This is a genomic window from Kitasatospora sp. NPDC048540, assembly GCF_040651175.1.
Classification (GTDB): Bacteria; Actinomycetota; Actinomycetes; order Streptomycetales; family Streptomycetaceae; genus Kitasatospora.
The window spans coordinates 71,273-91,901 of sequence record NZ_JBEZIR010000001.1; the positions used below are offsets into that span (position 1 = coordinate 71,273).

Annotated in this window: 24 protein-coding genes and 1 tRNA gene; 4 read left to right on the forward strand and 21 right to left on the reverse strand. The window is 67.6% G+C overall.

Annotated features, from left to right (window positions below; genetic code table 11):
- Window positions 1-35: 35 nt before the first annotated feature.
- The 12 genes from AB0D08_RS00405 to AB0D08_RS00460 form a co-directional block, all read right to left on the reverse strand.
- A complete protein-coding gene (locus AB0D08_RS00405) occupies window positions 36-1,187 on the reverse strand; it encodes a GDSL-type esterase/lipase family protein (RefSeq protein WP_359885795.1) in 1,152 nt (383 codons plus the stop codon).
- A gap of 312 nt (window positions 1,188-1,499) precedes the next feature.
- Window positions 1,500-1,802, reverse strand: coding sequence for a hypothetical protein (locus AB0D08_RS00410; RefSeq protein WP_359885919.1), 303 nt, complete (start codon window positions 1,800-1,802; stop codon window positions 1,500-1,502).
- Entirely contained in the window at window positions 1,802-3,010 is a 1,209-nt protein-coding gene (locus AB0D08_RS00415; protein ID WP_359885796.1) for a siphovirus ReqiPepy6 Gp37-like family protein, read from the reverse strand. Before AB0D08_RS00415 ends, AB0D08_RS00410 begins: the two co-directional genes overlap by 1 nt.
- A gap of 1 nt (window position 3,011) precedes the next feature.
- Window positions 3,012-3,887 (reverse strand): phage tail family protein, encoded by an 876-nt coding sequence (locus AB0D08_RS00420; protein WP_359885797.1) that lies wholly within the window; start codon window positions 3,885-3,887, stop codon window positions 3,012-3,014.
- Window positions 3,884-7,195: a hypothetical protein gene (locus AB0D08_RS00425; RefSeq protein ID WP_359885798.1), complete on the reverse strand. Its 3,312-nt coding sequence runs from the start codon at window positions 7,193-7,195 to the stop codon at window positions 3,884-3,886. Before AB0D08_RS00425 ends, AB0D08_RS00420 begins: the two co-directional genes overlap by 4 nt.
- A 3-nt stretch (window positions 7,196-7,198) precedes the next feature.
- Entirely contained in the window at window positions 7,199-7,471 is a 273-nt protein-coding gene (locus tag AB0D08_RS00430) for a hypothetical protein (protein WP_359885799.1), read from the reverse strand.
- Window positions 7,472-7,581: 110 nt separating this feature from the next.
- Window positions 7,582-7,923: a phage tail assembly protein gene (locus tag AB0D08_RS00435; protein WP_359885800.1), complete on the reverse strand. Its 342-nt coding sequence runs from the start codon at window positions 7,921-7,923 to the stop codon at window positions 7,582-7,584.
- Between the two features lie 117 nt (window positions 7,924-8,040).
- On the reverse strand, window positions 8,041-8,787 hold the full coding sequence (locus AB0D08_RS00440; RefSeq protein WP_359885801.1) for a hypothetical protein: 747 nt from the start codon (window positions 8,785-8,787) through the stop codon (window positions 8,041-8,043).
- Between the two features lie 17 nt (window positions 8,788-8,804).
- The gene (locus tag AB0D08_RS00445) at window positions 8,805-9,308 is read right to left on the reverse strand and encodes a hypothetical protein (RefSeq protein WP_359885802.1); all 504 of its coding nucleotides are present in this window, start codon (window positions 9,306-9,308) and stop codon (window positions 8,805-8,807) included.
- Window positions 9,308-9,838, reverse strand: a complete 531-nt coding sequence (locus AB0D08_RS00450; RefSeq protein ID WP_359885803.1) for a hypothetical protein — start codon at window positions 9,836-9,838, stop codon at window positions 9,308-9,310. Before AB0D08_RS00450 ends, AB0D08_RS00445 begins: the two co-directional genes overlap by 1 nt.
- Window positions 9,754-10,089, reverse strand: coding sequence for a phage head-tail adapter protein (locus AB0D08_RS00455; RefSeq protein ID WP_359885804.1), 336 nt, complete (start codon window positions 10,087-10,089; stop codon window positions 9,754-9,756). Before AB0D08_RS00455 ends, AB0D08_RS00450 begins: the two co-directional genes overlap by 85 nt.
- On the reverse strand, window positions 10,086-10,505 hold the full coding sequence (locus AB0D08_RS00460; protein WP_359885805.1) for a hypothetical protein: 420 nt from the start codon (window positions 10,503-10,505) through the stop codon (window positions 10,086-10,088). Before AB0D08_RS00460 ends, AB0D08_RS00455 begins: the two co-directional genes overlap by 4 nt.
- A gap of 172 nt (window positions 10,506-10,677) precedes the next feature.
- Here AB0D08_RS00460 and AB0D08_RS00465 point away from each other — a divergent pair, with 172 nt between their 5' ends.
- Window positions 10,678-11,658 carry a hypothetical protein gene (locus tag AB0D08_RS00465; RefSeq protein ID WP_359885806.1) on the forward strand — a complete coding sequence of 327 codons (981 nt, stop codon included), beginning with the start codon at window positions 10,678-10,680 and terminating at the stop codon, window positions 11,656-11,658.
- A 56-nt stretch (window positions 11,659-11,714) separates the two neighbouring features.
- Here AB0D08_RS00465 and AB0D08_RS00470 read toward each other — a convergent pair whose 3' ends face one another.
- The 6 genes from AB0D08_RS00470 to AB0D08_RS00495 all read right to left on the reverse strand — a co-directional run bounded on the left by AB0D08_RS00470 (window position 11,715) and on the right by AB0D08_RS00495 (window position 18,035).
- Window positions 11,715-12,770, reverse strand: coding sequence for a hypothetical protein (locus AB0D08_RS00470; protein WP_359885807.1), 1,056 nt, complete (start codon window positions 12,768-12,770; stop codon window positions 11,715-11,717).
- A 77-nt stretch (window positions 12,771-12,847) separates the two neighbouring features.
- Window positions 12,848-13,393 carry a hypothetical protein gene (locus AB0D08_RS00475; protein ID WP_359885808.1) on the reverse strand — a complete coding sequence of 182 codons (546 nt, stop codon included), beginning with the start codon at window positions 13,391-13,393 and terminating at the stop codon, window positions 12,848-12,850.
- Entirely contained in the window at window positions 13,390-14,499 is a 1,110-nt protein-coding gene (locus AB0D08_RS00480) for a hypothetical protein (protein ID WP_359885809.1), read from the reverse strand. The genes AB0D08_RS00475 and AB0D08_RS00480 overlap by 4 nt, the downstream gene beginning before the upstream one ends.
- Window positions 14,496-15,923, reverse strand: coding sequence for a phage portal protein (locus tag AB0D08_RS00485; RefSeq protein ID WP_359885810.1), 1,428 nt, complete (start codon window positions 15,921-15,923; stop codon window positions 14,496-14,498). Before AB0D08_RS00485 ends, AB0D08_RS00480 begins: the two co-directional genes overlap by 4 nt.
- A 34-nt stretch (window positions 15,924-15,957) precedes the next feature.
- Window positions 15,958-17,604 (reverse strand): terminase, encoded by a 1,647-nt coding sequence (locus tag AB0D08_RS00490; RefSeq protein ID WP_359885811.1) that lies wholly within the window; start codon window positions 17,602-17,604, stop codon window positions 15,958-15,960.
- Between the two features lie 11 nt (window positions 17,605-17,615).
- The gene (locus AB0D08_RS00495) at window positions 17,616-18,035 is read right to left on the reverse strand and encodes a hypothetical protein (RefSeq protein WP_359885812.1); all 420 of its coding nucleotides are present in this window, start codon (window positions 18,033-18,035) and stop codon (window positions 17,616-17,618) included.
- Between the two features lie 383 nt (window positions 18,036-18,418).
- Here AB0D08_RS00495 and AB0D08_RS00500 point away from each other — a divergent pair, with 383 nt between their 5' ends.
- Window positions 18,419-18,658 (forward strand): hypothetical protein, encoded by a 240-nt coding sequence (locus tag AB0D08_RS00500; protein ID WP_359885813.1) that lies wholly within the window; start codon window positions 18,419-18,421, stop codon window positions 18,656-18,658.
- 60 nt (window positions 18,659-18,718) lie between these two features.
- Here the strand turns inward: AB0D08_RS00500 and AB0D08_RS00505 are convergent, their stop codons facing one another.
- The 3 genes from AB0D08_RS00505 to AB0D08_RS00515 all read right to left on the reverse strand — a co-directional run bounded on the left by AB0D08_RS00505 (window position 18,719) and on the right by AB0D08_RS00515 (window position 19,341).
- Complete coding sequence (locus AB0D08_RS00505; protein WP_359885814.1) at window positions 18,719-18,961, reverse strand: hypothetical protein; 243 nt, start codon at window positions 18,959-18,961, stop codon at window positions 18,719-18,721.
- 23 nt (window positions 18,962-18,984) lie between these two features.
- A tRNA-Trp gene (locus AB0D08_RS00510) sits at window positions 18,985-19,057 on the reverse strand.
- 113 nt (window positions 19,058-19,170) lie between these two features.
- Window positions 19,171-19,341: a hypothetical protein gene (locus AB0D08_RS00515; RefSeq protein WP_359885815.1), complete on the reverse strand. Its 171-nt coding sequence runs from the start codon at window positions 19,339-19,341 to the stop codon at window positions 19,171-19,173.
- A gap of 643 nt (window positions 19,342-19,984) precedes the next feature.
- On the opposite strand from AB0D08_RS00515, the gene AB0D08_RS00520 reads away from it, so the two are divergent.
- Window positions 19,985-20,170, forward strand: coding sequence for a hypothetical protein (locus AB0D08_RS00520; RefSeq protein WP_359885816.1), 186 nt, complete (start codon window positions 19,985-19,987; stop codon window positions 20,168-20,170).
- Window positions 20,171-20,216: 46 nt separating this feature from the next.
- Window positions 20,217-20,510, forward strand: coding sequence for a hypothetical protein (locus AB0D08_RS00525; RefSeq protein WP_359885817.1), 294 nt, complete (start codon window positions 20,217-20,219; stop codon window positions 20,508-20,510).
- Window positions 20,511-20,629 lie beyond the last annotated feature (119 nt).

Sequence of the window (20,629 nt, forward strand, 5' to 3'; positions counted from 1 at the left end):
CCGCGGGAGTCGCGGGGGCCGAAAGTCGAGGGACGCTACGCGGTGAGGATGGGGAGGAGCGCGTCGGCCGTGAACTGGTGTCCGGCGTTGCTCATGTGGATGGGGTCGGTGCCGGACACGCCGCCGGCCGTGGACGCGTTGCCCCAGTACCCCTGGTTGCTCCAGTGGTTCCAGGAGTTGCGGCCGAGCGGCCAAACGTTGACGAATGCCGCACCGTAGGCTTCGGCGATCCCGCGTGCCCGGTCGCAGTAGTCGTGCCACCGGGGGGTGGTGGCGTTGTCGTACGAGCCGATGTGCTGCATGAGGATCAGGACGTCGGTGTTGCCCGTCGCCTTCACTCCGCCAACCGTCTGCCCGTCCTTCACGGCCGAGAGGAACTTCCGCAGGTTCGCCGTGTAGGTGTCGATGGCGACACCGCTGGATGCGTCGTTGGCCCCAAGGGCGTAGATCAGGAGATCCGCCGGGTAATTGGGGCCCCCGTTCCAGGTGATCGGCTGGTAGGTGGCCGAGTCGGCACCGACGAAAGTGCTCGTCTGGGCGCCGGACAGGCCGTAGTTGTTCACCACGACTCCGGTCGCGTTCTCGCCGGTGACGCCGCATGGGGAGAAGTTGGAGCCGTTGGCGCCGTTGTGGGCGATCTTGACCGTGTGCTCGCCGGCCGAGAGGCCGCTGATCGTGGTCACCTGGATGGAAGGGGTGCCGCTATCAGTGACAGGAGTGACCGTTCCGCCGTCGATCTGGTAGGTCCAGTTGACCCGGCCGCCACCGCTCATCGTGTAGATGCGGATGGTGGTGCCGCGGACCTTGGTGAACTGGGCGTAGTTCCCGGGGGCCGAGCAGTACAGGTACTGGCCACCGGGGCCGTAGTTGTTTCCGCCGAGCCAGGAGCCCGACAGCGTGGCCAGGTTGCCGGGGAGGGCGTCCCAGGCGTTGGCGATGGCTCCCGCACCGAGGAACGTCACGCTCCGGGTCGTGCCGAAGTATCCGGAGCCGCCATCGCCGTACGAGCTCTGGAGCGAGGTGCGGAGCTTCGAGACGAACGGGTCGGTCAGGAGGTTGCCGGAGTAGAGCCCCTGAGTCGAGCTGGAGCCGACGGCCGCGATGACAGCCTTGCCCGTGCCTGCGGCGGCGGCGTCACGCTTCGTCCGCCAGAACGAGCCCCAGCCGGCCGGCACCCAGATGCCCACGTCGGCGCGAGGCGCATAGGGAGACGACGCTCCAGGGTCACCCTTCGGCCCCTGCGGGCCGGTCGCTCCAGTCAGGCCCGTGTCACCCTTCGGGCCCTGTGGTCCCGTCGAGCCTTGCGGGCCGGTTGCCCCCTGCGGGCCAGTTGCTCCAGCCGGACCGGCGGGGCCGGTCGCGCCTGCGGCGCCTGTTGCGCCGGTTGCACCCTTAGCGCCGGTTGCACCGGTCGCACCCTGCGGCCCCTGCGGGCCGGTGGCCCCCGTCGGGCCAACGACGCCGGAGTCCGCCGGCGATGGGAAAACACTCAGTCCCACTTACACAACCTCCACTCCGCTGATGTGCGTCGGGGCCGCCATGGCGTTGCCCTGCACTTCGATCTGGTCGCCGGCATTGAGCACCTGGCTCAACTCGACGGTGAGCACGCCGCCGGCGGCGATGCCCGTATTGGCGAGCACGTAGATGCCGCCGATCTTGACGCCGACGCTCGCGGCCGACGCGCCCGGATTGGTCGCGACGATGTTCGTGACGATGGCCGAGGCACCCGCAGGCACCGTGTAGACGGACGTCATCGCCGCGGGCAGAGCGCCCCGGTAGAAGTTCTTCGGCGTTGCCGCCATCACCACACCCCCATGATCGACATGAGCTGACTGTCTGAATTCCCGCCCTCGGCCGTGCGCTCCAGGGCGGAGATGCGCGACTCGGAGTCCCGCACTCGTCGATGCAGCGCGGCGTCGAGGTTGAAGCCGGTCGGGTCGCCCAGCAGGGCGCCCAGGAAGAAGCCGTCCGCGTTGGCCTTCAAGGCCATTCCGGTGACCGTGGAGCTGAGCTCCTGATCCTCGACGACGACGCCGACGTGGTCGCCGAGGTGCCAGTCGATGCCGAAGGCCATCGACGAGTCCTCGACGGGGACGGCCTGCACCGCGATGGTCGTCGAGCCCTCGTCGGCGAGCGTCTCGTCGCCGGCCTGCTGGAGCTCGGCCCAGTCGTCGGTGTTGCGCTGGTCGACGAACTTCTCAATCCGCCGGCCCCAGTCGGCCTCGGCGGCGAGCGAGGTGGCGTTGTCGACCAGCAGGAACTGGCGCGCGGTCAGGTCGCCCTGGCCGGCCACCAGGACCCGGGTCGTCTTCGGCGGAGCGATCGACACACGCTGACCGGAGAGCGTCCGGTTGCGCGCGTCGAGGCGGATCTCGCGGGACCGGTCGACGACCGCGTAGGTCTCGAAGACCAGGTGGTTGCCGCGCTGGACGACACGGAAGCCAAGGTTTGCGACGACGGCGATCTCAGCGAGTAGGTCACCCAGGACCGGGAAGCGGGCCGACTTGGAGACGGTCGGCCCGCGGCCCAGGTTGGTGCCCATCGTGAGCCCGCCCCGGCGTCGTGCGGCCGGCGCGGTAGGACCGATGTTCGCGGAGACGTAGGCGTGCATGACGGTCTCGGCGGGGCCGGTCCTACTGTCGTGCGCGAGCTTCTGCGCTGCAAGATCCGGATTGGACGGCTCGGGGATCGCGAGCATGTCGTTCAGCACGACGCTGTCGGACACGCCCTCGAAGGACACCGTGCCGCTGGAATCCTCCGGGGTCGAAGCAAGCTCTGACGCCACGGTCGGACCGGACATCAGCACGTCCGTCGGACCGGTCACGATGATGCCCGACCCGGGGGTGCGCAGGACGCTCGCGAGCGGGTGCTCGGAGGCCAGCACGACCTTCCACGTGCCGACGTTGTTGAACTGGTCGGACAGCTCCAGGACAAGCTCCTCGGGGCGTATGACGCCCTGTCGTGCGAGGGTCTTGTCTCGGACCTCGACGGTGATGTCTGACGCTCGCACCTCAGATCACCATCCACTTCCGAGGCCGCCACGAACAGACGATCTTCGATGTCGGGCTGACACCGATCAGGCTCGCGGTCGCGACCGAGCGGCCGGGGGCGATGCTCCAGAAGCGAGGGGCCGGCGCGAGGTCCGCGTACCGGTTGGCCCCGGCCTGGTCGACCACCAGGCCCGTGCGGGTGTCGATGATGAGCACCTCGCCGTCAGCGAGGGTGCCCTCCCATCGGATCGACTCGGGCGTCTTCTGTCCGTCCCGGAGCGGGGCGATGGCCTCGAAGTCGTGGCCGGGCCCGTGGATCTCCCAGACCGGGTAGGCGTCCGCGTCGCCGACGTTCTCCAGGTCGATCGAGCCGATCGCCTGCGACGAGGCGACAGGCAGCGACACCATCGAGGAGAGGAAAGACCCCGTCGTGGTGTCGCCGCCGATGGACTTGGAGGTCACGTCTTCGGACGTGAAGTACGAGCTCGGCGCCCGGAGGGTGATGGTCGTCTGCCAGTCCCGCTCGCCGGTCGACCCCTCGCCGTACGCGAAGTCGCCCCCGCCGACGAGGACGACGTCCGCAGACCAGCGGGAGCCGTCCTCGTCGATGTGGGTCAGCGTGCACGGGCCGGCGAGCATGAGAGCCAGCCGGGAGAGGATCTTCTTGAGGTGGACTCGGTCCCGACCCACGACGTCGAGCGGGAGGTTGATGTCGCGGGACAGGATGCGCCGGCCCTGGTAGATCGAGCCGTCGCCAGCGCCCTCCAGCCACTGGAGCGAGCGCTGGGGCAGGCCGAATCCGGTCGCGCCGGCCACGGCCTGAATCCCTGTCCCGACTTCGTACTGCTCGTTGAGGTTGATCACAGCGAGCGCGTTGCGAAGTTCGAGCTTGATCACCAGCCAGCCATCCTTCCTCGCGACACCGCAGCGAACAGGTCTTCCTCGCTGCCGAGGCTGCTGCCGGGTGCCGCGTAGTAGTTGAGAACCTTGGTCACACCGCCCTCGGTGGAGAGGCCGGCCAGGGCGCGAGCCGAGGCGTTGGAGGCCCGGCGGGCCGTGTTGATCTGGCCGATGGTCGGGGAGTCGAACTCCGTGCCGGCGACGTCCTCGGTGAGGCCCTTGAGGGACTTCCGGACGGCGTCGTAGCGGGACTCCAGGCCGTCGATGAAGCCGTCGATGATCAGCCGGCCAGCATCCTTGAGTAGGACGCGGTCGAGGCTCTCCGGGCCCTTCCAGTCCGGGAGCATGTCGGTCAGGCCCTTGAGCGTGTCCTTGACCTTGCCGATCTTCTCCTTGATGCCGTTGATCAGGCCGTCGATGATCTTCCGGCCGATGTCCAGCAGCCACTGGCCGGCGCCGGCGAAGACCGAGATGATCTGGCCGGGCAGGCCGGTCACGAAGTCGACGACCGCCGTGATGCCCTGCGAGACGCCGTTCTTGATGCCGTCCCAGGCGACGATGACCGCCGCCTTGATGTCGTCCCAGGCACCCTTGAAGAGCGCCTTGATCTCGGAGAGGAACGCGCCCGGGGTGTTCTTCAACGTCGTCATGAACGAGGTGAAGCGACTCCCGAGGGACTCCCACAGGTCGACGACGACCGTCTTGATCAGCGTCCAGCCGGCCACGAATCCGTCCTTGATCAGGACGAGGGCCTTCTTGGCAGTGCCGAGGATGCCGATGTTGAGGAAGAACTCCAGGGCGCCGAGGATGACGTCCCAGATGCCCTTGAGGAACCCGAGGATGCCGTCCCAGAGGTCCGAGAAGCCCTGCTTGAAGGTGTCCCAGTTGCCGGTGAAGATGCCTTCGAACAGGCCCCACCAGACCTCGAAGAAGCCCTTGATGTAGTTCCAGATGCCGACGAAGACTTCCTTCAAGCCCTCCAGGACCAGGCCGACGCCGTTGATCGCGGCGACAAGCGAGTTCGCCAGGATGTTCACCAGGAAGGTGATCACCGGGACGAGGATCGGCATGATGAAGTTGACGATTGCCAACAGCGCCTGGAGGAAAGGCTGGAGAGCGTCCGCGACGCGGGCGATGGCCTCGCCGAGCTTCGGCAGGACCGCCGACAGCACCGCCTGGAGCACCGTGATGAGCGGCGTCAGGATGGCCGTGACGATCTGGAGCAGGACCGAGATGATCGGCGAGAGCGCCGTCATGATCGTGCTCAGGGCCTGCGCGAGGATCGGCAGGATCGGGGCCAGCGCGTTGACGAGCTGCTCGACGAGCGGGGCGACGGCCGTGAGGAGCTGACCGAAGATCGAGGCGATCGGCGGCAGGATCGCGGCCAGCGCCTGGAAGGCCATGGCCATGGCGTTCTGGACGATCGGCACCAGTTCGTTGATGACCGGCGTGAGCTGCTGGATGATGCCGAGCAGTGCGCCGCCGAGCAGTCCGATCAGCGGTGTGATCGACGGAACGAGGGCCTGGAAGGCCATGGCCAGGGGGACCAAGGCGCCGGCTACCAGCGGGCCGAGCGTCGTCGCGAACGAGGCGACCAGGGACATCAGCGAGCCGAGCGCCTGGCCGAGCGGGACCATCGCCGGAGCGAGGGCGTTCACGGCGTCCTGGATGCCGGAGAACATCAGCTTGAGGCCGTCAGTCACTGCCGGCTGCGACAGGGCGTTGGCGATGGCGCCGATCGCCGTGCCGAGGATCGTGCCGACCTGCGGCAGGACTGCCGTCAGCGTCTCGCCGAGGGTGATGAAGAGCTGCTTCACCGCCGGGCCGGAGCCGGTCGCCAGGTTGGACATGGCGGCGTGCGCGGCCTTGAAGGTGTCGACCAGGCCGGACTGGAAGGTCGGGCTGTCGACGGTCTGGTGGATCGACTGGAGGGTGTCGGCCAGCATCCCGAGGGTGGAGCCGCCGGCTTCCTGTGCGGCCCGGCCGAGGCCGGCGAAGATGCCGCCGAGGTTGCTCAGGACGGACCCGAGATCCTTGAGGTTCTGGAGGGCGACGTCGATCCAGCCCTGGAGCCGGCCATCGGTCTCGGCCGCGGTGAGGAAGTCCGAGAAGCGCGTCGAGATGTTGACGAACCACTGCGCGAGCTCGGGCAGGTAGCTAGTGCCGACCTTGCCGAGCACCGCAATGATGTTCGCGAAGGCCCCGGTGCCGGTCGTCGCGATGGTGATCGAGTCGGACAGGTCCGCGAACATCTGGGTCAGCGCCGGGCTGAGCGCGCCCTTGAGGCCCGTGGCCAGGCCGGCGAAGAACCCGCCGAGCTGAGTGGCCGTCTTGGCAACGCCAGCCGTGAAGGCCGGGAGGAGCTCGTCGACCATCGCGCGGATCGGCGCGGCAGCCTTGTCCCAGAAGTTCTTGCTGATGACGTCCTGGAGCTTCGAGAGCTGACCCTTGACCTCGGGCAGCACCTTGTTGAAGTCCTTGAACGCCGCGATCATCGTGCCGACGCCGACGGCTATGCCGCCGAGCAGGCCGGGCAGCAGTAGGGCTGCTGGTCCGATCTGGGCGAGCGAGGAGCTCAGGGCGAAGAGGTTCGAGGCCGCGGTGAGGCCCCAGCCGGCGAGGCCAGCGATGGCGAGCGCCAGGGAGCCGATGACTGGAACGCTCTTGTCGAGGTTCTTGATCATGTTCCCGAGGTCTTCGAAGATGTTCGTCAGCACACGGGCGCCGCTGAGCGCGGCCAGCGCGGTCGCGACCTTGGTGACCGAGGTGTTGTCCAGCTCGGGCATGATCGGCACCGTGCGGGGCCGGGTGAGCACCTGGAGGCGGGCGGAGACTGCGGCGCCCGCGCCGTTGGCAATGTCGAGCTTGACCTCGACCTTGAGCGGGCTGACCTTGTCGCGCCAGTGCTCCAGGTCGTGCTTGATCTTGTCCAGGTTGGCCTGGTCGAGCTCCAACTTGATGTCGCCGGTGACCTCGACGTCGTCGGCCCGGAACTTGATCGTCTTGCCTGTCGCGCGGGCCTGGAGCTCGCGGACCGCGTCGTTGATGGCCTTGTTCATGCCGGCCGTGGAGATCGTCGAGTAGAAGCGGACCTTGCGCGCGTCCGTCGTCTTGTTCTTGGCGTTGATCTCCTTGATCTGCGTCAGCAGATCCCGCTGGAGGCCGGTCGTGTCGATCTTGACCGCGACTTTGATCTTGAGCTGCTTCTCGATCCGATCGAGCTGCTTCTGCGCGTCGCGGCGGAAGTCATCCGTATCCGGAAGCACCTTGACCGAGACGCGGCCGATGATCTGCCCTGCGGGCATGCGTCACCTCCGGGTGAACTTCTTGTAGATGTCGGCGACGCCGACGCGCTTCGGCTTGTCGCTCGGTGCGGTCTTCTTCTTCGCCCTGGCTGCCGGCCGTGGCCAGGCGGGGAACTTAGGGGCCTTGCCCTTGGGCCAGTTGCCGGTGGCCCGGGTGTTGACGTTCAGCGCGTCGTAGAGGTCGGCCGCGAGGTAGCGGTCAACCCCCCATCCGAAGTGGTCCCGACCGCCCGACGCGAGAGCGACGGTCAGGGAGGTGTCAGGGAGCCTCTGCACAAGCAGGAGCACCAGAGCGGGGCTCGGGCCCCGACCCGCGATCACGTCGGCGAGGTCGACGCCGTAGTGGAAGCGCAGGTCGGGGTACAGCCCCTCTCCGTACTCGTCGATCAGGCGGCAGAGGCCGAGGCTTCCCCCACCTGGGTCGACTTGCTGTAGGTCTCGACGATCTCGGCCAGCACGGCCAGGTCCCCGCCGATCGCGGCGATCAGGGCGTCACCCTTCTTGGGGTTGTCCGCGACGAGGCGGATCACGCCCTCCATCAGGGCCTCCTGGTCGGCGCCGTCGGCCTCCATCTGGTCCTGGAGTCCCTGGAGCTCCTCGCGCGTCGCCTTCGGCAGGCGGAGCGGGTTGAGCAGGCGAACGACGCTGCCGGCGCTGAGCTCGATGTCGGTCGAGCCGTACTTGGCCTCGGCGGCGGCGCGGATGTTGTCGAGGGTGTAGCTGGCCATAGGGGTGCGGACCTCCTGTGCTGGTAGGGATGGTGATGCGGACTTCGGAGAGGGACTCCCGAGAGGGAGTCCCCGGCGCGCAAGGGGTCCGCGTCACTCGCGCGCCGGGGGAGCTGGTTAGGCGGCCTGGCCGGCCTTCCACATGGAGCCGTCCCAGTACGCCTTCGAGGAGTCGCCCAGCACGACGTGCTGGCCGGTGGTCCAGGCGGTTGCCGGGCTGGCCGTGATGCCGGTCAGGCCGGCGAGGTTGGCCGGCCGGACGGCGCCGGTCGGGGTGAAGCTGCCGGGGGTGCCGGCGGTCGCGCCGGTCGGGGCGATCACGCCAGAGCCGAGCGGGGTCACCGCGTAGGTCCAGTTGTTCGAGCCGTACGCCATCGGCTTCACGCCGATCGGCAGGCCGGCCAGCGACTCGGTGTCCGAGAGGGACAGGTCGTCGGCCCGGTAAATCTCGGCCTTCGGCGCGTAGAACGCGAACTCGTTCTCGCCGTCCACGAAGACCGCGAGGAAGGCCGCGACGGTCGGGGTCGGGTCGGTCGGGACACCCACGCTGCCGTCGGGCAGGATCGGCGCGTTGGAGCCGTAGAAGAGCTTGAGGCCGGCGACGTCGAACTGCTGGAGCGTCACGGCCATGGTCTCGGTCCGGGCGCTGTACTTGGTCCGCAGGCTCTTGTTCTGGAGGGTGCCGATGACGGTCGCCTCGCCGCCCTCGGACGAGATCGCGAAGATGTCTTCGAGCGAGGTGTGGCCGACGTTCTCCCACGGGGAAGTGGGGGCGAGCAGGTCCGTCGGGATGGGGGCGCCGACCGGGGCCGTCAGGTAGTTGCCGGACCCGATGACGAGGGTTGCGGCGTCGTTCAGTGCCACTTAGGGGGCCTCCTTGCTTAGGGGATGGGGAGCGGGTACGGGCGCGACTGCGGCTTGCGGATCGCGATGTCGTACTTGGTCTCGTAGCGCCAGACCCCAGTGGGGAGGTCCGCGTACTGCACTGGGCCGGTGCTGGTGGACCAGTCGGGCGCCCGTCGGGGCGCCGAGTTGAGGTCGGCCCGGGTGATGTGGCCGCGGCTGGCGACCACCTTGTGCTTGAGCCAGGCGTCGCGGATGACCACGCGGACGGCCTCGGCGAGGATCGCTGCGTCCTCGTCGCCGTCGGGGTCCTCGCAGAAGGTGTGCACCACCACGAGGGCGCTGTCGGTGAAGCGCGGGTCGCCGTCCCACGAGCCGAAGCTCGGGTCTCGGCGGACCAGGACGAGCGGGAAAGTCTGGGCTTTGCGGATCAGGGACTGGACCTGGATGCCAGGGAGGCCGTCGCGGAGGATCGCCAGGAGGAGATCCTCGACCGGTGACAGCTCGGCCAGGGCCTTGATTTCGGCGGGGAGGCCGGCCACTACTTCTTTCGCCTCCCCTTCGCCTTGGTGCTGGGGACCTTGACCCGCGGGCGCTGTCGCTTCGGCAGGTTCGATGCCTGGGTGAGGATGAACAGGCCATCCATCGCGCCGACTTCGACCTCGAACTCGTTGCCGTACTTGTCCTTGCGGGTGGTCGTGTAGGCCGAACGGCCGAACTCGATCGAGGCGGCCGAGTTGGCGTACTGCTGGCTCTTGTTCTCGCGCTGGTTGGAGGTGTTGGAGTCGGCGAGGACCACGTACTTGTCGACGCCGCCCTCTTCGACCTCGATGTGGGCGATGCCCTCCGCGCGGTGCGCGAGCAGCAACTCCTCGGCGCGGATGCCGATCTCGAAGGCGTAGCGCTCCAACTCGGCCTGTACGCCGTCGTTGAGGGCGATGGCCTTGGAGAACTTCCGGCCCCGGACCTTCTCGTAGAGGTAGGCCGTCAGGGGCGCTCCCTGATGTCGATGCCCCAGTGCCGGGTGCGGCGAGTGCCGTGGTGGTAGGCCGGCGGCGAGACGACGTCCCACTGTCGGCCGCCGTACTCGACGCGGGACCAGAGGGTGACGTCGTCGAGGTCGGGGTCGACGAGCATGCGGACGACGTTGATCTGCTGCTGGCCGGGCACCTCGGCCCTGGCCGAGCGCTGCGGAATGAAGGCCGCCTGCACCTCGTGGGGCCCGTCCGCGTCGGCCATGATGACCTCGTTGCCGCGGTGGTCGGTGATGGTCTTGGTCTTCCAGATGCGGGCCGTCTGGCCGCGCCTGCGCTGCCGGCTCACCAGGGACTCTCCGGGTCATTGAAGAGGGGGAACGGCTTGCCGCCGATGTACTCGACGGGCACCCAGCCGTCGCCGGACCGGTGCTGGTCTCGGATCTTCGAGCCCCAGGCGCTCACGGTCGCGCTGCCGAGGCCAGGCTTGCGACCGCCCAGGCCCTCCAGGAGGCGGACCTCCTCGGCCGTGAAGTAGACGGTGCCAGCGTCGGTGCCGGCCGCGTCGGACCAGGCGAGGGTCTCGTCTCCCGCGCGGCTCTGGATGTAGCCGTCGGGGTTGCGTAGGTACCGGGTCGCGGCCTTGAGTACCAGTGTGCGAACCAGGCGGGGAGCGGACGCCGCTGTCGGCCAGTCGCGGCCGTAATGCGCCGCGAGGTCGGAGGCGTCCTCCAGCGCGGTGGCGGCGATCCGCTCCTCGTCCACGTCAAGGGTCCAGTCGAGGCGAGCTTTGAGCTCTTCGATCGTTGCGTACGCCGTGGTGTACCTCCTTGGTCGGGCCACAGATCAGCGCGAACCTGCTGCGCTGTCAGTCCGAGGCGCTAAAATCGTTCTTCGGCAGCCAATGCTGGTGTTCGTTCCGCGAGGAGTGGATCTGATGCAGTTCAAGCGGCGCACGGTCAATCAGCTCGCGGACATGGTCTGCGGAAATTTCCCCGCGGAGACCACCTTCTTTCCGTATCGAAGCAGCAAATACATTACCGAATTCTTTCAGGACGTAGAAACCGACTACGAACACGATGGGTCAACTCGTGCTGCCTGGGTAGCTGACGTGCTCGCGGAGATTCTTTCGGAGCCGCAGCCTGGATCGGGCGTGCCACCTGAGTCGTTCGCGCGGGTAATAGATAGACTGATGGACCCGCAGGATGCAGTGAACGAGGATAGTTCGCGCCCTGGGGCCCTGTCTCAATTGAATGCCTCGCTCGCCCGTGAAGGCTTCCAAGCCTTCTTTGCGCCCGATGGAAGGTGCTACCTCAAGAATGTTGTAACGAATGAGGTAGCCGCGCCGAGGCCGAACCCTCATCGGCCTTTCTCTGCTGTCGAGATGGAGCGCCGCGAACGGCTCGTCTCCTATCTGGAGTTCGCATCAGAGGACGAGCTAATCGAGGATCTTCTACTTCCCCTGTTTCGGCAACTTGGATTCCAGAGAATCACGGCTGCCGGCCACCGGGACAAGGCACTGGAGTATGGGAAGGACGTGTGGATGAAGTACGTCTTGCCCACCACCCACGTACTGTACTTCGGCATCCAAGCAAAGAAGGGGAAGCTGGATTCGTCGGGCGTCAGTAAAGCGGGAAGCGCGAACGTTGCAGAAATTTTGAACCAAGTGGCAATGATGCTTGGTCATGAAATCTTTGACCCCGAGATCGGGAAGCGAGTGCTCGTCGACCACGCTTTCATTGTTGCGGGCGGTGACATCACGAAAGCTGCTCGAAACTGGCTTGGCAACAAGCTCGACGCCTCAAAGCGAAGCCAGATTCTCTTCATGGACAGAGAGGACATCGTTAACCTCTTTGTCGTGAATAATCTGCCTGTGCCGACTCTGCGGGCACAGGTCGCTGGACCAGTACCTTTCTGACGCCCGCAGCAGGGGAGGCGCTAGACCGCTCATTGCGCCATCCCCTGCTTACGCGATTAGGCGTTGGCCGGGTCGGTCTCGGCCTTGAACCCGGTCGGGGTCCAGACCTTGGCGTCGGAGATGCCGGTGATCTGGGCCAGCTCGGAGGCCGCAGCCGGGTAGTCCGAGGAGCCGTCGAGGCTCAGCTTGATGCCGCGCACAAAGTGCTCCTGGGTGGAGATCACTTCGGTCTTGCCGACCGAGTTGTAGCCGACCAGGACGTCCTTCACGCTGCGGAAGCCGGCGTAGGTGTTCACGACCGAGCGGTCCTGCATGTACAGCGGGTCGTAGTCGCGCACCCAGCGCAGGGCGACACCCTCGAAGGAGGTGGTCGCGCCGTACGGCACGGACTGCGGGACCGACGGGGCGCCGGACAGAAAGATGAACGCGGAGCCGGCGAAGGCGTACGCGGCGTCGCCCGGGATGGTCTGGTCGACCACGATGCGGAAGCCGTAGCGCTGGCCGATGGTGGCGTTGCGCAGGGCGGACTCGGCCTCGGAGTCGCCAACGTTCTGGGCGAGGTTGAGCTTGTCGTCCGAGAGCAGGGCGGTCTCGAAGTCGGAGCCGACGAGCAGGTAGCGGTCGCCCTCGGGGACGTTGAACTTGTTGAGGACCCGGCGGGCCTCTATCAGCGCGCCGCGGAGGTTGGCCTGGGCGTTGCCGATGGTGACGTTATACGTCTGGCCGGTCAGGGTGTCGACCGCCCGGCGCTGGAGACCGCGAGCGACCGCCTTGACCTGGGGCCGCAGGAGCTTGCTCCAGTTGTCGATGTCGAAGTCGTTCTGCTCGTCGGTCAGCTTGACCGCGGAGTAGACGTTGCCACCGAAGGTGACAGCGATCTTGCGCTCGCTGTACTCGTCGAACTGGATCGGCTGGCTGCGGTCGTTGCGGAAGGCGTAGTCGCGGAACGGCAGGACGCCCTCGACCTTGACCGAGATGGTGTCGTTGTCGGCGCCCTTGAACTGGTCGATGCCCTCCTTCTGGAAGAGGGACGGGACGATCAGCTCCTGCTCCAGCATGCCCACGGCAGTGGCGGCGAGCTTCTCGGGCTTGACGATCTGGTGCTGTGCCAAGGTGGGTTACCTCCAGGGGGCATGAGGAAACCCCCGGCCGGATGGCTCGGGGGCTTGGGTGGGTTGGGAGTTGGGCGTCAGTAACGCCGCGAGCGGCGCGCGAGCTTGCGCGGGTCCATCTCGCCGTCGTCGCCGTCGGACGGGTCCAGCCCGCCAGAAAGGGACTGCGGGGCTGGCGGAGTGACGAGGGCCTGGAGCGTCTTGGCGTCGGCCTCCAGCTCGTCGGCGGTGTTGCCGGTGAGGCGGGCCGCCAGGGCGTCGGGCAGCTCGTACTTGCGCGCCACGTTGGCCAGCAGGATCGACCGCTCCAGCGCGGCGTTCTGCGCCTTCACCTTGGCGAGGGCGGCCTCGAACTCCTCGGACGACTTCGCGTCGGACAGCTTGGTCTCGGCGTCGCGCAGGCGGGTGCGGTAGCTCGCGGCCTCGCCGCGAACCTTCGTCAGCTCCTTGCGCGCCCACTCGGGCAGCTCGTCCTCGGCGGTGCCGGCCGGGGCCTGGGTCTCCGAAGGGTTGGGGGTCTCCTCGCCGGCCGGGGGAGTGGCGCCCTCTGCGGGCTTCTCCTCGCCGCTGGTACCGGCCGCGGGGGTCTGGGGGGTCTCGATCTGCTGGGTCACTCTGTTCACGCCTCCTGGACGCTCGTGGTGGATCGCCGAGCCTCCTGGGCTGCGGCCTTTTGCTGGTCTCGGATGTAGCGGCGCCATGCGGACACGGCGGCCTTGCCGGACAGTCCGCGCGTGACGCGGGGCCAGTCCTCCGAGTAAAGGCGGTTGAGCTCGAACAGGGCCGAGCCCTCGAACTGCTGGCGCGAGAAGATCGGCATCGCGTAGCAGTGGCAGTTGTCGTGGTACTTGTCGCCGTCCGCGTAGATTGCGGATTTCTCCGAGCGGTAGACCGCGCCGCGAGAGATGAGCATCGCGCACCACCCGCACGGGGTTCCGGTGCGCGACAGCCGGACGTAGCCGATCGCTCGGCGGTCCTTGCTCGCGTGGTTCCACACTGTCGACCGGCCGCCGTTCATGGCGACGCGCTCGGCGGCTGCGGCCTGGCGGGCGCCGGCCTGATCGTGGGCCTCCTGGCGGAGCCTGTCCGCGTCCCTGGCCGGCTGATCCGGGTCGATGCCGTTGAGCTTGTTGTCGAGGTTGGCAGGCCCGAGGGCCTCCAGGACCGTCGCGAGCTCCTGCTCGGCCTCGCGCTCGATGCGCTCTTCCTCTTCGCGGAGACCGGCGAGCTCCTCGACGAGGATGCGGTCGAGATCGTCGTCCTCCGAGTCGTCCCCGTGGTCCGAGGACTGGCTCGTATCGTCCGCAGGAGCCTCGCTCGCGGCCTGCTGGGAGTCGTCCGGCCCGTCGGTCGTGGAGTCCGTGGAGCCGCCCTCCTGGGGCGGCGCTGGCTGCTCTCCAACCAGGGCGGCGAACTCGCGGCGGAGCACGTCGAGCGTGATGTAGGTCGGCTCCGGGTGGTACGGGTCGGCGACGGTCGTACCGGTCTGGAGCGCTCGCGCGAGCCGGTAGTAGGCCCGCGCCAGGTCGCGGCTCATACGGCGACGGGTCATCACGAGGGTGATGGCCTTCTTGAGCCAGCCGGAGACGACCGGGCCCCGACCAGTGGTCGTGACCTCGGCCCACAGCTTCATGGCCTCTTGGACGGTGCCGGCCCCGATCTGGGTCAGCGCCACCTGGAAGGCGACCGACGCCTTGTCGGCCTCGGCCTGGCGAGCTGCTGTCGTCATGCCGCCGCCGGCAGGTCGTCCGACACGGACGGCGTCGCGCGGGTCAGCGCGGACGCGAGCTGGCCAACGGAGTCGTCCTCCTCAGCCATCTGCTCCCAGTCCTCGTACTCGGTCTGGGTCACGCCGGGCACTCGCTTCCACAGCCCGCGGGCCGGGATGCCGAGCTGTTCGCGCAGCTTGCCGAGCGCGTCCGCGGCCTGGGCCAGCGAGCGGGACTCGACGTCGCGCCAGATGACCTCGCCGGAGAAGTCGGACGCCGAAGCGGCGTTGCCGGCCAGCTCTGCGGCCAGCCGGAAGACGCGCTCCCAGCTCTCACCAAAGGACGTCTTGAAGCGGGAGACCATGCGCGCGAGCGAGGTCTCCGCCGCCTGGAGGGCCTCCGCCGAGAGGTTGGCGATCTGGCCCAGCAGGTGGTGCGGGGGCACCTGCGCGAGCGCGCTGAGGTGCCGGATGCTCATGTCGATCGACTCGATGAAGCCGCCGAGCGGGGTCTCGTCGAGGCTGCCGAACTTGGTGTCTGGGTCCTCGGCGAAGAGGAAGCGCCGGGCGTTGTGGTTGATCGGCAAGGGGATCTCGTTGCCGTTGTCGTCGAGCTCGGGCTCGCCGGTCTCGGGGTTGCGCTTGACCGGGGGCGCCATGCCCGTCACGGTCCGGACCTTCGTCGAGGCGTAGGTCTGGGCCACCAGCAGGTCGAAGACCGTCTGGTTGATCCGGTCCTGGAGGGCGATCATCGGCTCGATCACGCCGACGGTGCGGCCTTCGAGGTCGACGGCGGCGACGAAGCGGGTGACCGGATTCTCGGTCGCGCCGTGCAGCCGGCCGTCACCGACTCGGACTCCGTCATCCGAGTCGCGGCTCTTGAAGGTGACCTCGTACTCACGGCGCGAGTCCCACATGCGGGCCTTGCCGGCGATGTCGCCGGACGGCCAGCGGGTGACGGTCAGGGCCGCGTATGGCGTGTCGTCGTTCGCCGGGTCCTCGAAGAGGGCCGCGGTCCGCAGGGCTGACAGGCCCTTCGTGCGGATCTGGCCCGACCGGACCTTCTCGGTCAGCGTGAAGCTGTGGCCAAAGGTCAGGGCGCCGTTGTAGATGGCAGCCTGGCGGCTGTCGAGCCGCGAGCGCTGCCAGTGCTCCCACTCGGTCGAGGTGGAGGTCGGCGCGGCCGGCAACGAGGTGCCGGCGGAGCCGGGGCGGAAGCCGTCCACGTACATCGCCTGGGCCGGCGTCGAGACCAGCAAGGGCGTCCAGTTGGAGACGGAGCGCTTGGCCAGCAGTCGGTACTCGTCGTCCGCGTTGGGCGGCATGTACGGGTCGTCGTGCTGGCCCTGGTGATACCGGTCGATCCGCTCCAAGCGGTCACGGTCCTTGCGTAGGACGGCGAGGAGCTGCTTCGCCAGAGACAGGGGCGTGGGCTCGGTGGCCATGGCCTCACCGTCCTTTCTCACTTACACACGCGGGTCAGAGGAAGTAGCCGCGACCGGTCCGCTTGCGGACCTTCTTGCCGCGGGCGCGGAGCTCGACGAGGGCCTCGTGGGCCAACATGAGCGCCGCGTAGGCGTCGACCTTCCGGGGCGAGTCCTTGGACTCCTTACGGAAGCTGACGCCGTAGTTGTTCGTGGCCCGCCGCGCGTTGAGCGCGTGCCGACGCAAGGTCAGGTCGCCGTCGTGGGCGAGCTTGCGGTCGAACACCGACCGCATGAGGCGCTCGTGCGCCAGCGTGGACGTCTTGAGCGACGACCGCATGTCCCAGCCGATCTGGTCCTTGCCGAGCGGCGAGCGCACGGCCAGGCCCTCGCCGTAGGTGTCGGCCCACTCGGAGATGTAGCTCTCCCAGAGGGCGACGTCGGCGAAGAAGCCCTGCACCTGGAAGGTGCCGAAGGCGTCGTGCACCGCGCTGTCGACGGAGGCCCGAGGGACGGACCAGCCGTCGCCGGCAGGACCGTCGGGTTTCTCCCAGACGCCGAGAACGAAGGCGCACATGTCGCGCACGCGAAGCGCGACCAGGGCGGTCGCGTCGTCCGTCTTGCCGCCGTCGAAGCCCAAGGTGATCTCGTCGCCGGGCTGGAGCGTCTTGGCGTCGTCCCGGAGGACGTCCCACTCGGCCGGCCCGTACAGCGCGTCTTCCTCGGCCACGATCTGGTTCAGCCACATGCGGCGCGACCGTGACGCCGAGAGCGTCGTGTCGAGCACCGACTGAATGATCGTCTCGACCCGCAGCCAGATCGCGTCACCGCGGATCTTCGGGAGGACGATCTCCAGGGCCGCCGGCGTGAGCGGCGTCTTGGGGTGGGCCTCCAGCGAGTCGTACATGAAGCCGATGTCGACTGCGCGGCCTTCTCGGATCTTCTCGAACGCCTCGCGCATCCGCTCGGCGACAGAGTCCTCGCCGGGCAGGTAGGCGTTGGTGATCGCCAGGTACCGCGAGTCCTTCTTGGTCGCGTTGCCGTCGATCGTCTCGTACATCTTGTCGCCGTTGTTGCCCCGGACCCAGTGATGGGTCTCGTTGAGCACGACGAACGTCGACCGTCCACCTTCCAGTGCGCGGAAGGACGAGGTCACGGCCTCCAGGCGTTGCCGGCCGCCGTTCGCGCGGATCAGCTCGGCGCCGGCCTTGATGCCGTACGTCTCGATAAAGCGGTCCGACATGAGCGACGGGAACAGCGTCATCGTGTTGCGCGTCTGGTCGCGGCTGACGGCGGCGACCTGGACCCAAGCTTGCGGGTGGGCGACGCCGACCGGCTCGCCGTCCGGGCCCCAGTGGGAGAACCGCGACGGGCCGACCAGCTCGACCAGGCAGAGCACCGCGAGGAGCGGGTCCTTCCCCCAGCCCTTGAGGCGCTGGAGGACACCCTTGCGGGCGGTGAAGCGACCGTTCTCGTCCACGGCGTACCAGTGGAGGACGAAGCGGAGCTGTTCCGGCGTGAAGCGCCAGGGCCCGCCATTCTCGGCGCGCAGGTACTCCGCCGCCCAGCCGGCGATCTGCCAGCCGAGCGTATAGCGGGGGAGGAGCCAGGAACCGTCAGGATTCCGCAGCCAGGTAGGGCCGAGGTAGGTCGGCTCCAGGGCGTCGATCTCCTCGGGGGTGAGCGTGGCCTGCTTGGTCACCGATCACCCCCTCAGTCCTTGACGACCCCCAACGCCCGCTTGTAGTCGTCGATCGCGAGCACGGCCGCGGACTGTTCCTCGGGCTCGGGCTCGTGCAGTTCGATGCGCACGCGGCGCCGGTCGCCCTCGGCGACGAGGAGTCGCTCGAAGGCCGAGTAGATGGTCTGGAGCATCTGGCCGCTCCGCTTGCCGGACTTCTTGTAAACCGACAGGTCTTCGCACAGTGAGTAGGCGAAAGCCCAGTCGCTGTTCTGGTAGAAGTCGGCCTGGCCGGACGTCTTGAGCGAGTCCCATAGCCGGCGGGCAATGGGGTGCCAGTCGCGATCCGCATTTGGGATCTTGACTTCACGCATAACGCCCTTGGTCACGGGCTGAACATCGCCGCCCTTGCGCTCGCGGGGGCGAGCGAGGTCGGCCTCGCGGTTTGGCACAGGTCCGGGCATGGACACTCACCCCCACCCTTGCGCGCTGTTGATCTGATGTAGCATCAGGTTGCGGGCTCCATCTTCGGCGGTGTGAGCTGCTTAACTCACGAATTCCGCCGCTGCGAGAGCCGTTTTCGAATTAGGCAGCTGCCTGTAGACGCGGGGCAGGCTGTCTACTGGGACGCAGGCGGGCGTCTTGAGGCAACTTCTTCGAAGGGACTTGCAGCGAAATTGTGCCCCTGTAATCCGAGTAACTGCTTGCGTCGGCAGCCACTCAGTCAAGATCACGAATTTGGTGGTCGGGCTGAGGCTGTCGAGAAACCAGTCCGGAGAGACTGCTCGTAGTCTCTCCGACCGCCATGTGGTTAACCCCTTGAAGGGATTCACCCATGGTGAACTGGAGCCACCTGAACAACGAGACGATCGAGGTATTCGCCTACCTGGGTCTCGTCCTTTTCCTTCTGGTCGGATTCATCGGCCAGCTTCGCGAGGTCGTGGACGCCATCAAGGCGTTCTTCGGAAAGCCTCGCAAGGGCCGGAGGGACCGCAACCGTAAGGGCCGCAAGGACCAGGATGTGGGCCGCGAGGACTGCGAGGAGCAGGACGTGGACCGCGAGGACCGCAAGTAGCGCGCAACTACCCGATAGCCAGCGCCCCCGGACAGCAGTGTCGGTCCGGGGGCTTCTGGTTTAGTACGTGCCGCCGGTCAGGAAGTGCACCGACAGCCAGGCCAGGAACGCGAGCAGGGTGAAGCGGCGCAGGCGAAGCCAGCCGTTGGGCTGGCCCTGGGGCCGGTCGTCGCGGGCGGTGCCGAACCACTTCCAGACGTGCTCGCTGAGGGTGTCGCCCTCGGTCTTGTTGAAGAGGGCCTTGCCCTCGATTGCGGCGAAGGCCGCCAGCCAGGCGACCCAGAGCCAGGACCACACGGTCACAGGCGCCTCCTTCGTTGAACTTGCAGGGCGGGCAGGACTCGAACCTGCGACGTGCGGTGTTGGAGACCGCTGCTCTACCAACTGAGCTACCGCCCTTGGGCCCCTCGGGATGAGCCGTACCGAGGGGCAGGCACCGCGCCCGGGGAGAGGAGGACCCGGGGGTGCCGGCGCGGCTCGACGAGGCGGGGAGCCCTCGGAGCACTGCGCGTCTACAGCAGGCCGGGGTGACCCTCGGTCCTGCGGAACTTGCGGTCCTGGCGCCTACGCGCCGCGGCCTTGGCGACCGCCCCCTCTCGGGAGGACTTGGCCCGGTGATGCCACCCGCAGAGCGATCTGAGGTTGGCCTCGCGATGGTCGTCACCGGGCACGATGTGGTCCACGTCCGTAGCGATCTCCTCGCACCGCACGTCGTTGTGGCGGTGGGTGCAGCGTTGACCGTCGCGGCGAAGGACTCGGGCCCGGATCTGGGGCCAGCTGGCCGGCAGGCGTTCCCGCCTGTCTGAGTTGGACCAGGCCATCCCTCACCTCCCCTTGACGCGGGACGAAGCACCCGACGACGTCCTCGCCCGCCAGGGCGAGCTGCTCGAAGCTGTCGACTCGGGGCTGTCATTGGGAAGTACGTACAGACGTACTAGCGTCATCGACTGAGCGGCCCCGCCAGGGGCCGAAGGCTACAGACGTACTGACGTCATCCTCAGTGAGCCCCGACAGGGGCTCAGTCTCTCAGCCTTGTCACTTACGTACTTACACTTAATAGTCGGAAGTTGATCTTGGTCTGTCAGGGCACCATTCCTGTGAAGCGGCTCACACTTACACATGAGCTCGACGGCGAAGGGCTGGCGCCCCGAAGGGCGCACTGAGGCAGCGGCGAAGCGCTGAGCAGCGACGTCAGACGTACTGGCCAGCCCTCCGGCCGGCATCGAGGCAGCGGCGAAGTGCTCCTTCGAGCGAAGCGCCCTGCGGCCGGCTGTCGCCGGCCAAAAGTCCGTTGCCGACTGGCACTGGCCAGTTACACTGGCACACATGGCAGAGCGAGACCCGATCGAGGAGACGAAGACCTTCGTCCAGCAGATGACCACGTACCGCATCGTCGAGGGGCCGGCGGAGCCGGACAGCCCCCGCGGCCGGCTGGAGCGCTACCTGGCCGAGCACCCGGACGAGAGGGTCACTCCTGAGCTCGTGAAGGCGGCCCGCGAGGGCAAGCTCTGAGCGCCGTCGGGGTGCACACTCAGCGGCCCGGGGCTAGCTTGGCGGCATGGCCGAGAACTGGACGCCGATGGACATCGTCGCCATCGAGGCGCTGACCGCCTACCGTGGTGCGAGCGGCCTGCTGGCGCAAGGCAACGCCGTCGATGCAGTCGTGACTGGCGTCGATGGCTGGGGTTACCAGGGGCTCAGTTTCAGTCTGCTCAGCCTGACGAACAGGCTTCTGCGCACGCTGGTCGAGAAGACCGGAGTCCCCGCCGACCAGCAAGAACAAGCCGTCACAAAGCTCCTCCAAGAGCTCGCACTCCAGGCCCACAGTCGACAGTCCGACGAGGGGTTCTGAGCTCGGCTCTACACCGCCGTCGACCTGGTGAAACGTCCAGGCCGGCGGCTTTTCCGTTCGTCCTGCCGGCACCCCTGATCGACCTTGGAACCGTGGCGCGATCTCAGCGGCTAAGACGT

Excerpts from the sequence above, each read along its gene's own strand:
- AB0D08_RS00410 (WP_359885919.1), bottom strand. The coding sequence starts at position 1,802 with ATGGCGGCAACGCCGAAGAACTTCTACCGGGGCGCTCTGCCCGCGGCG.
- AB0D08_RS00425 (WP_359885798.1), bottom strand. The coding sequence starts at position 7,195 with ATGCCCGCAGGGCAGATCATCGGCCGCGTCTCGGTCAAGGTGCTTCCG.
- AB0D08_RS00435 (WP_359885800.1), bottom strand. The coding sequence starts at position 7,923 with ATGGCCAGCTACACCCTCGACAACATCCGCGCCGCCGCCGAGGCCAAG.
- AB0D08_RS00465 (WP_359885806.1), top strand. The coding sequence starts at position 10,678 with ATGCAGTTCAAGCGGCGCACGGTCAATCAGCTCGCGGACATGGTCTGC.
- AB0D08_RS00480 (WP_359885809.1), bottom strand. The coding sequence starts at position 14,499 with ATGACGACAGCAGCTCGCCAGGCCGAGGCCGACAAGGCGTCGGTCGCC.
- AB0D08_RS00485 (WP_359885810.1), bottom strand. The coding sequence starts at position 15,923 with ATGGCCACCGAGCCCACGCCCCTGTCTCTGGCGAAGCAGCTCCTCGCC.
- AB0D08_RS00500 (WP_359885813.1), top strand. The coding sequence starts at position 18,419 with ATGGTGAACTGGAGCCACCTGAACAACGAGACGATCGAGGTATTCGCC.
- AB0D08_RS00520 (WP_359885816.1), top strand. The coding sequence starts at position 19,985 with ATGGCAGAGCGAGACCCGATCGAGGAGACGAAGACCTTCGTCCAGCAG.
- AB0D08_RS00525 (WP_359885817.1), top strand. The coding sequence starts at position 20,217 with ATGGCCGAGAACTGGACGCCGATGGACATCGTCGCCATCGAGGCGCTG.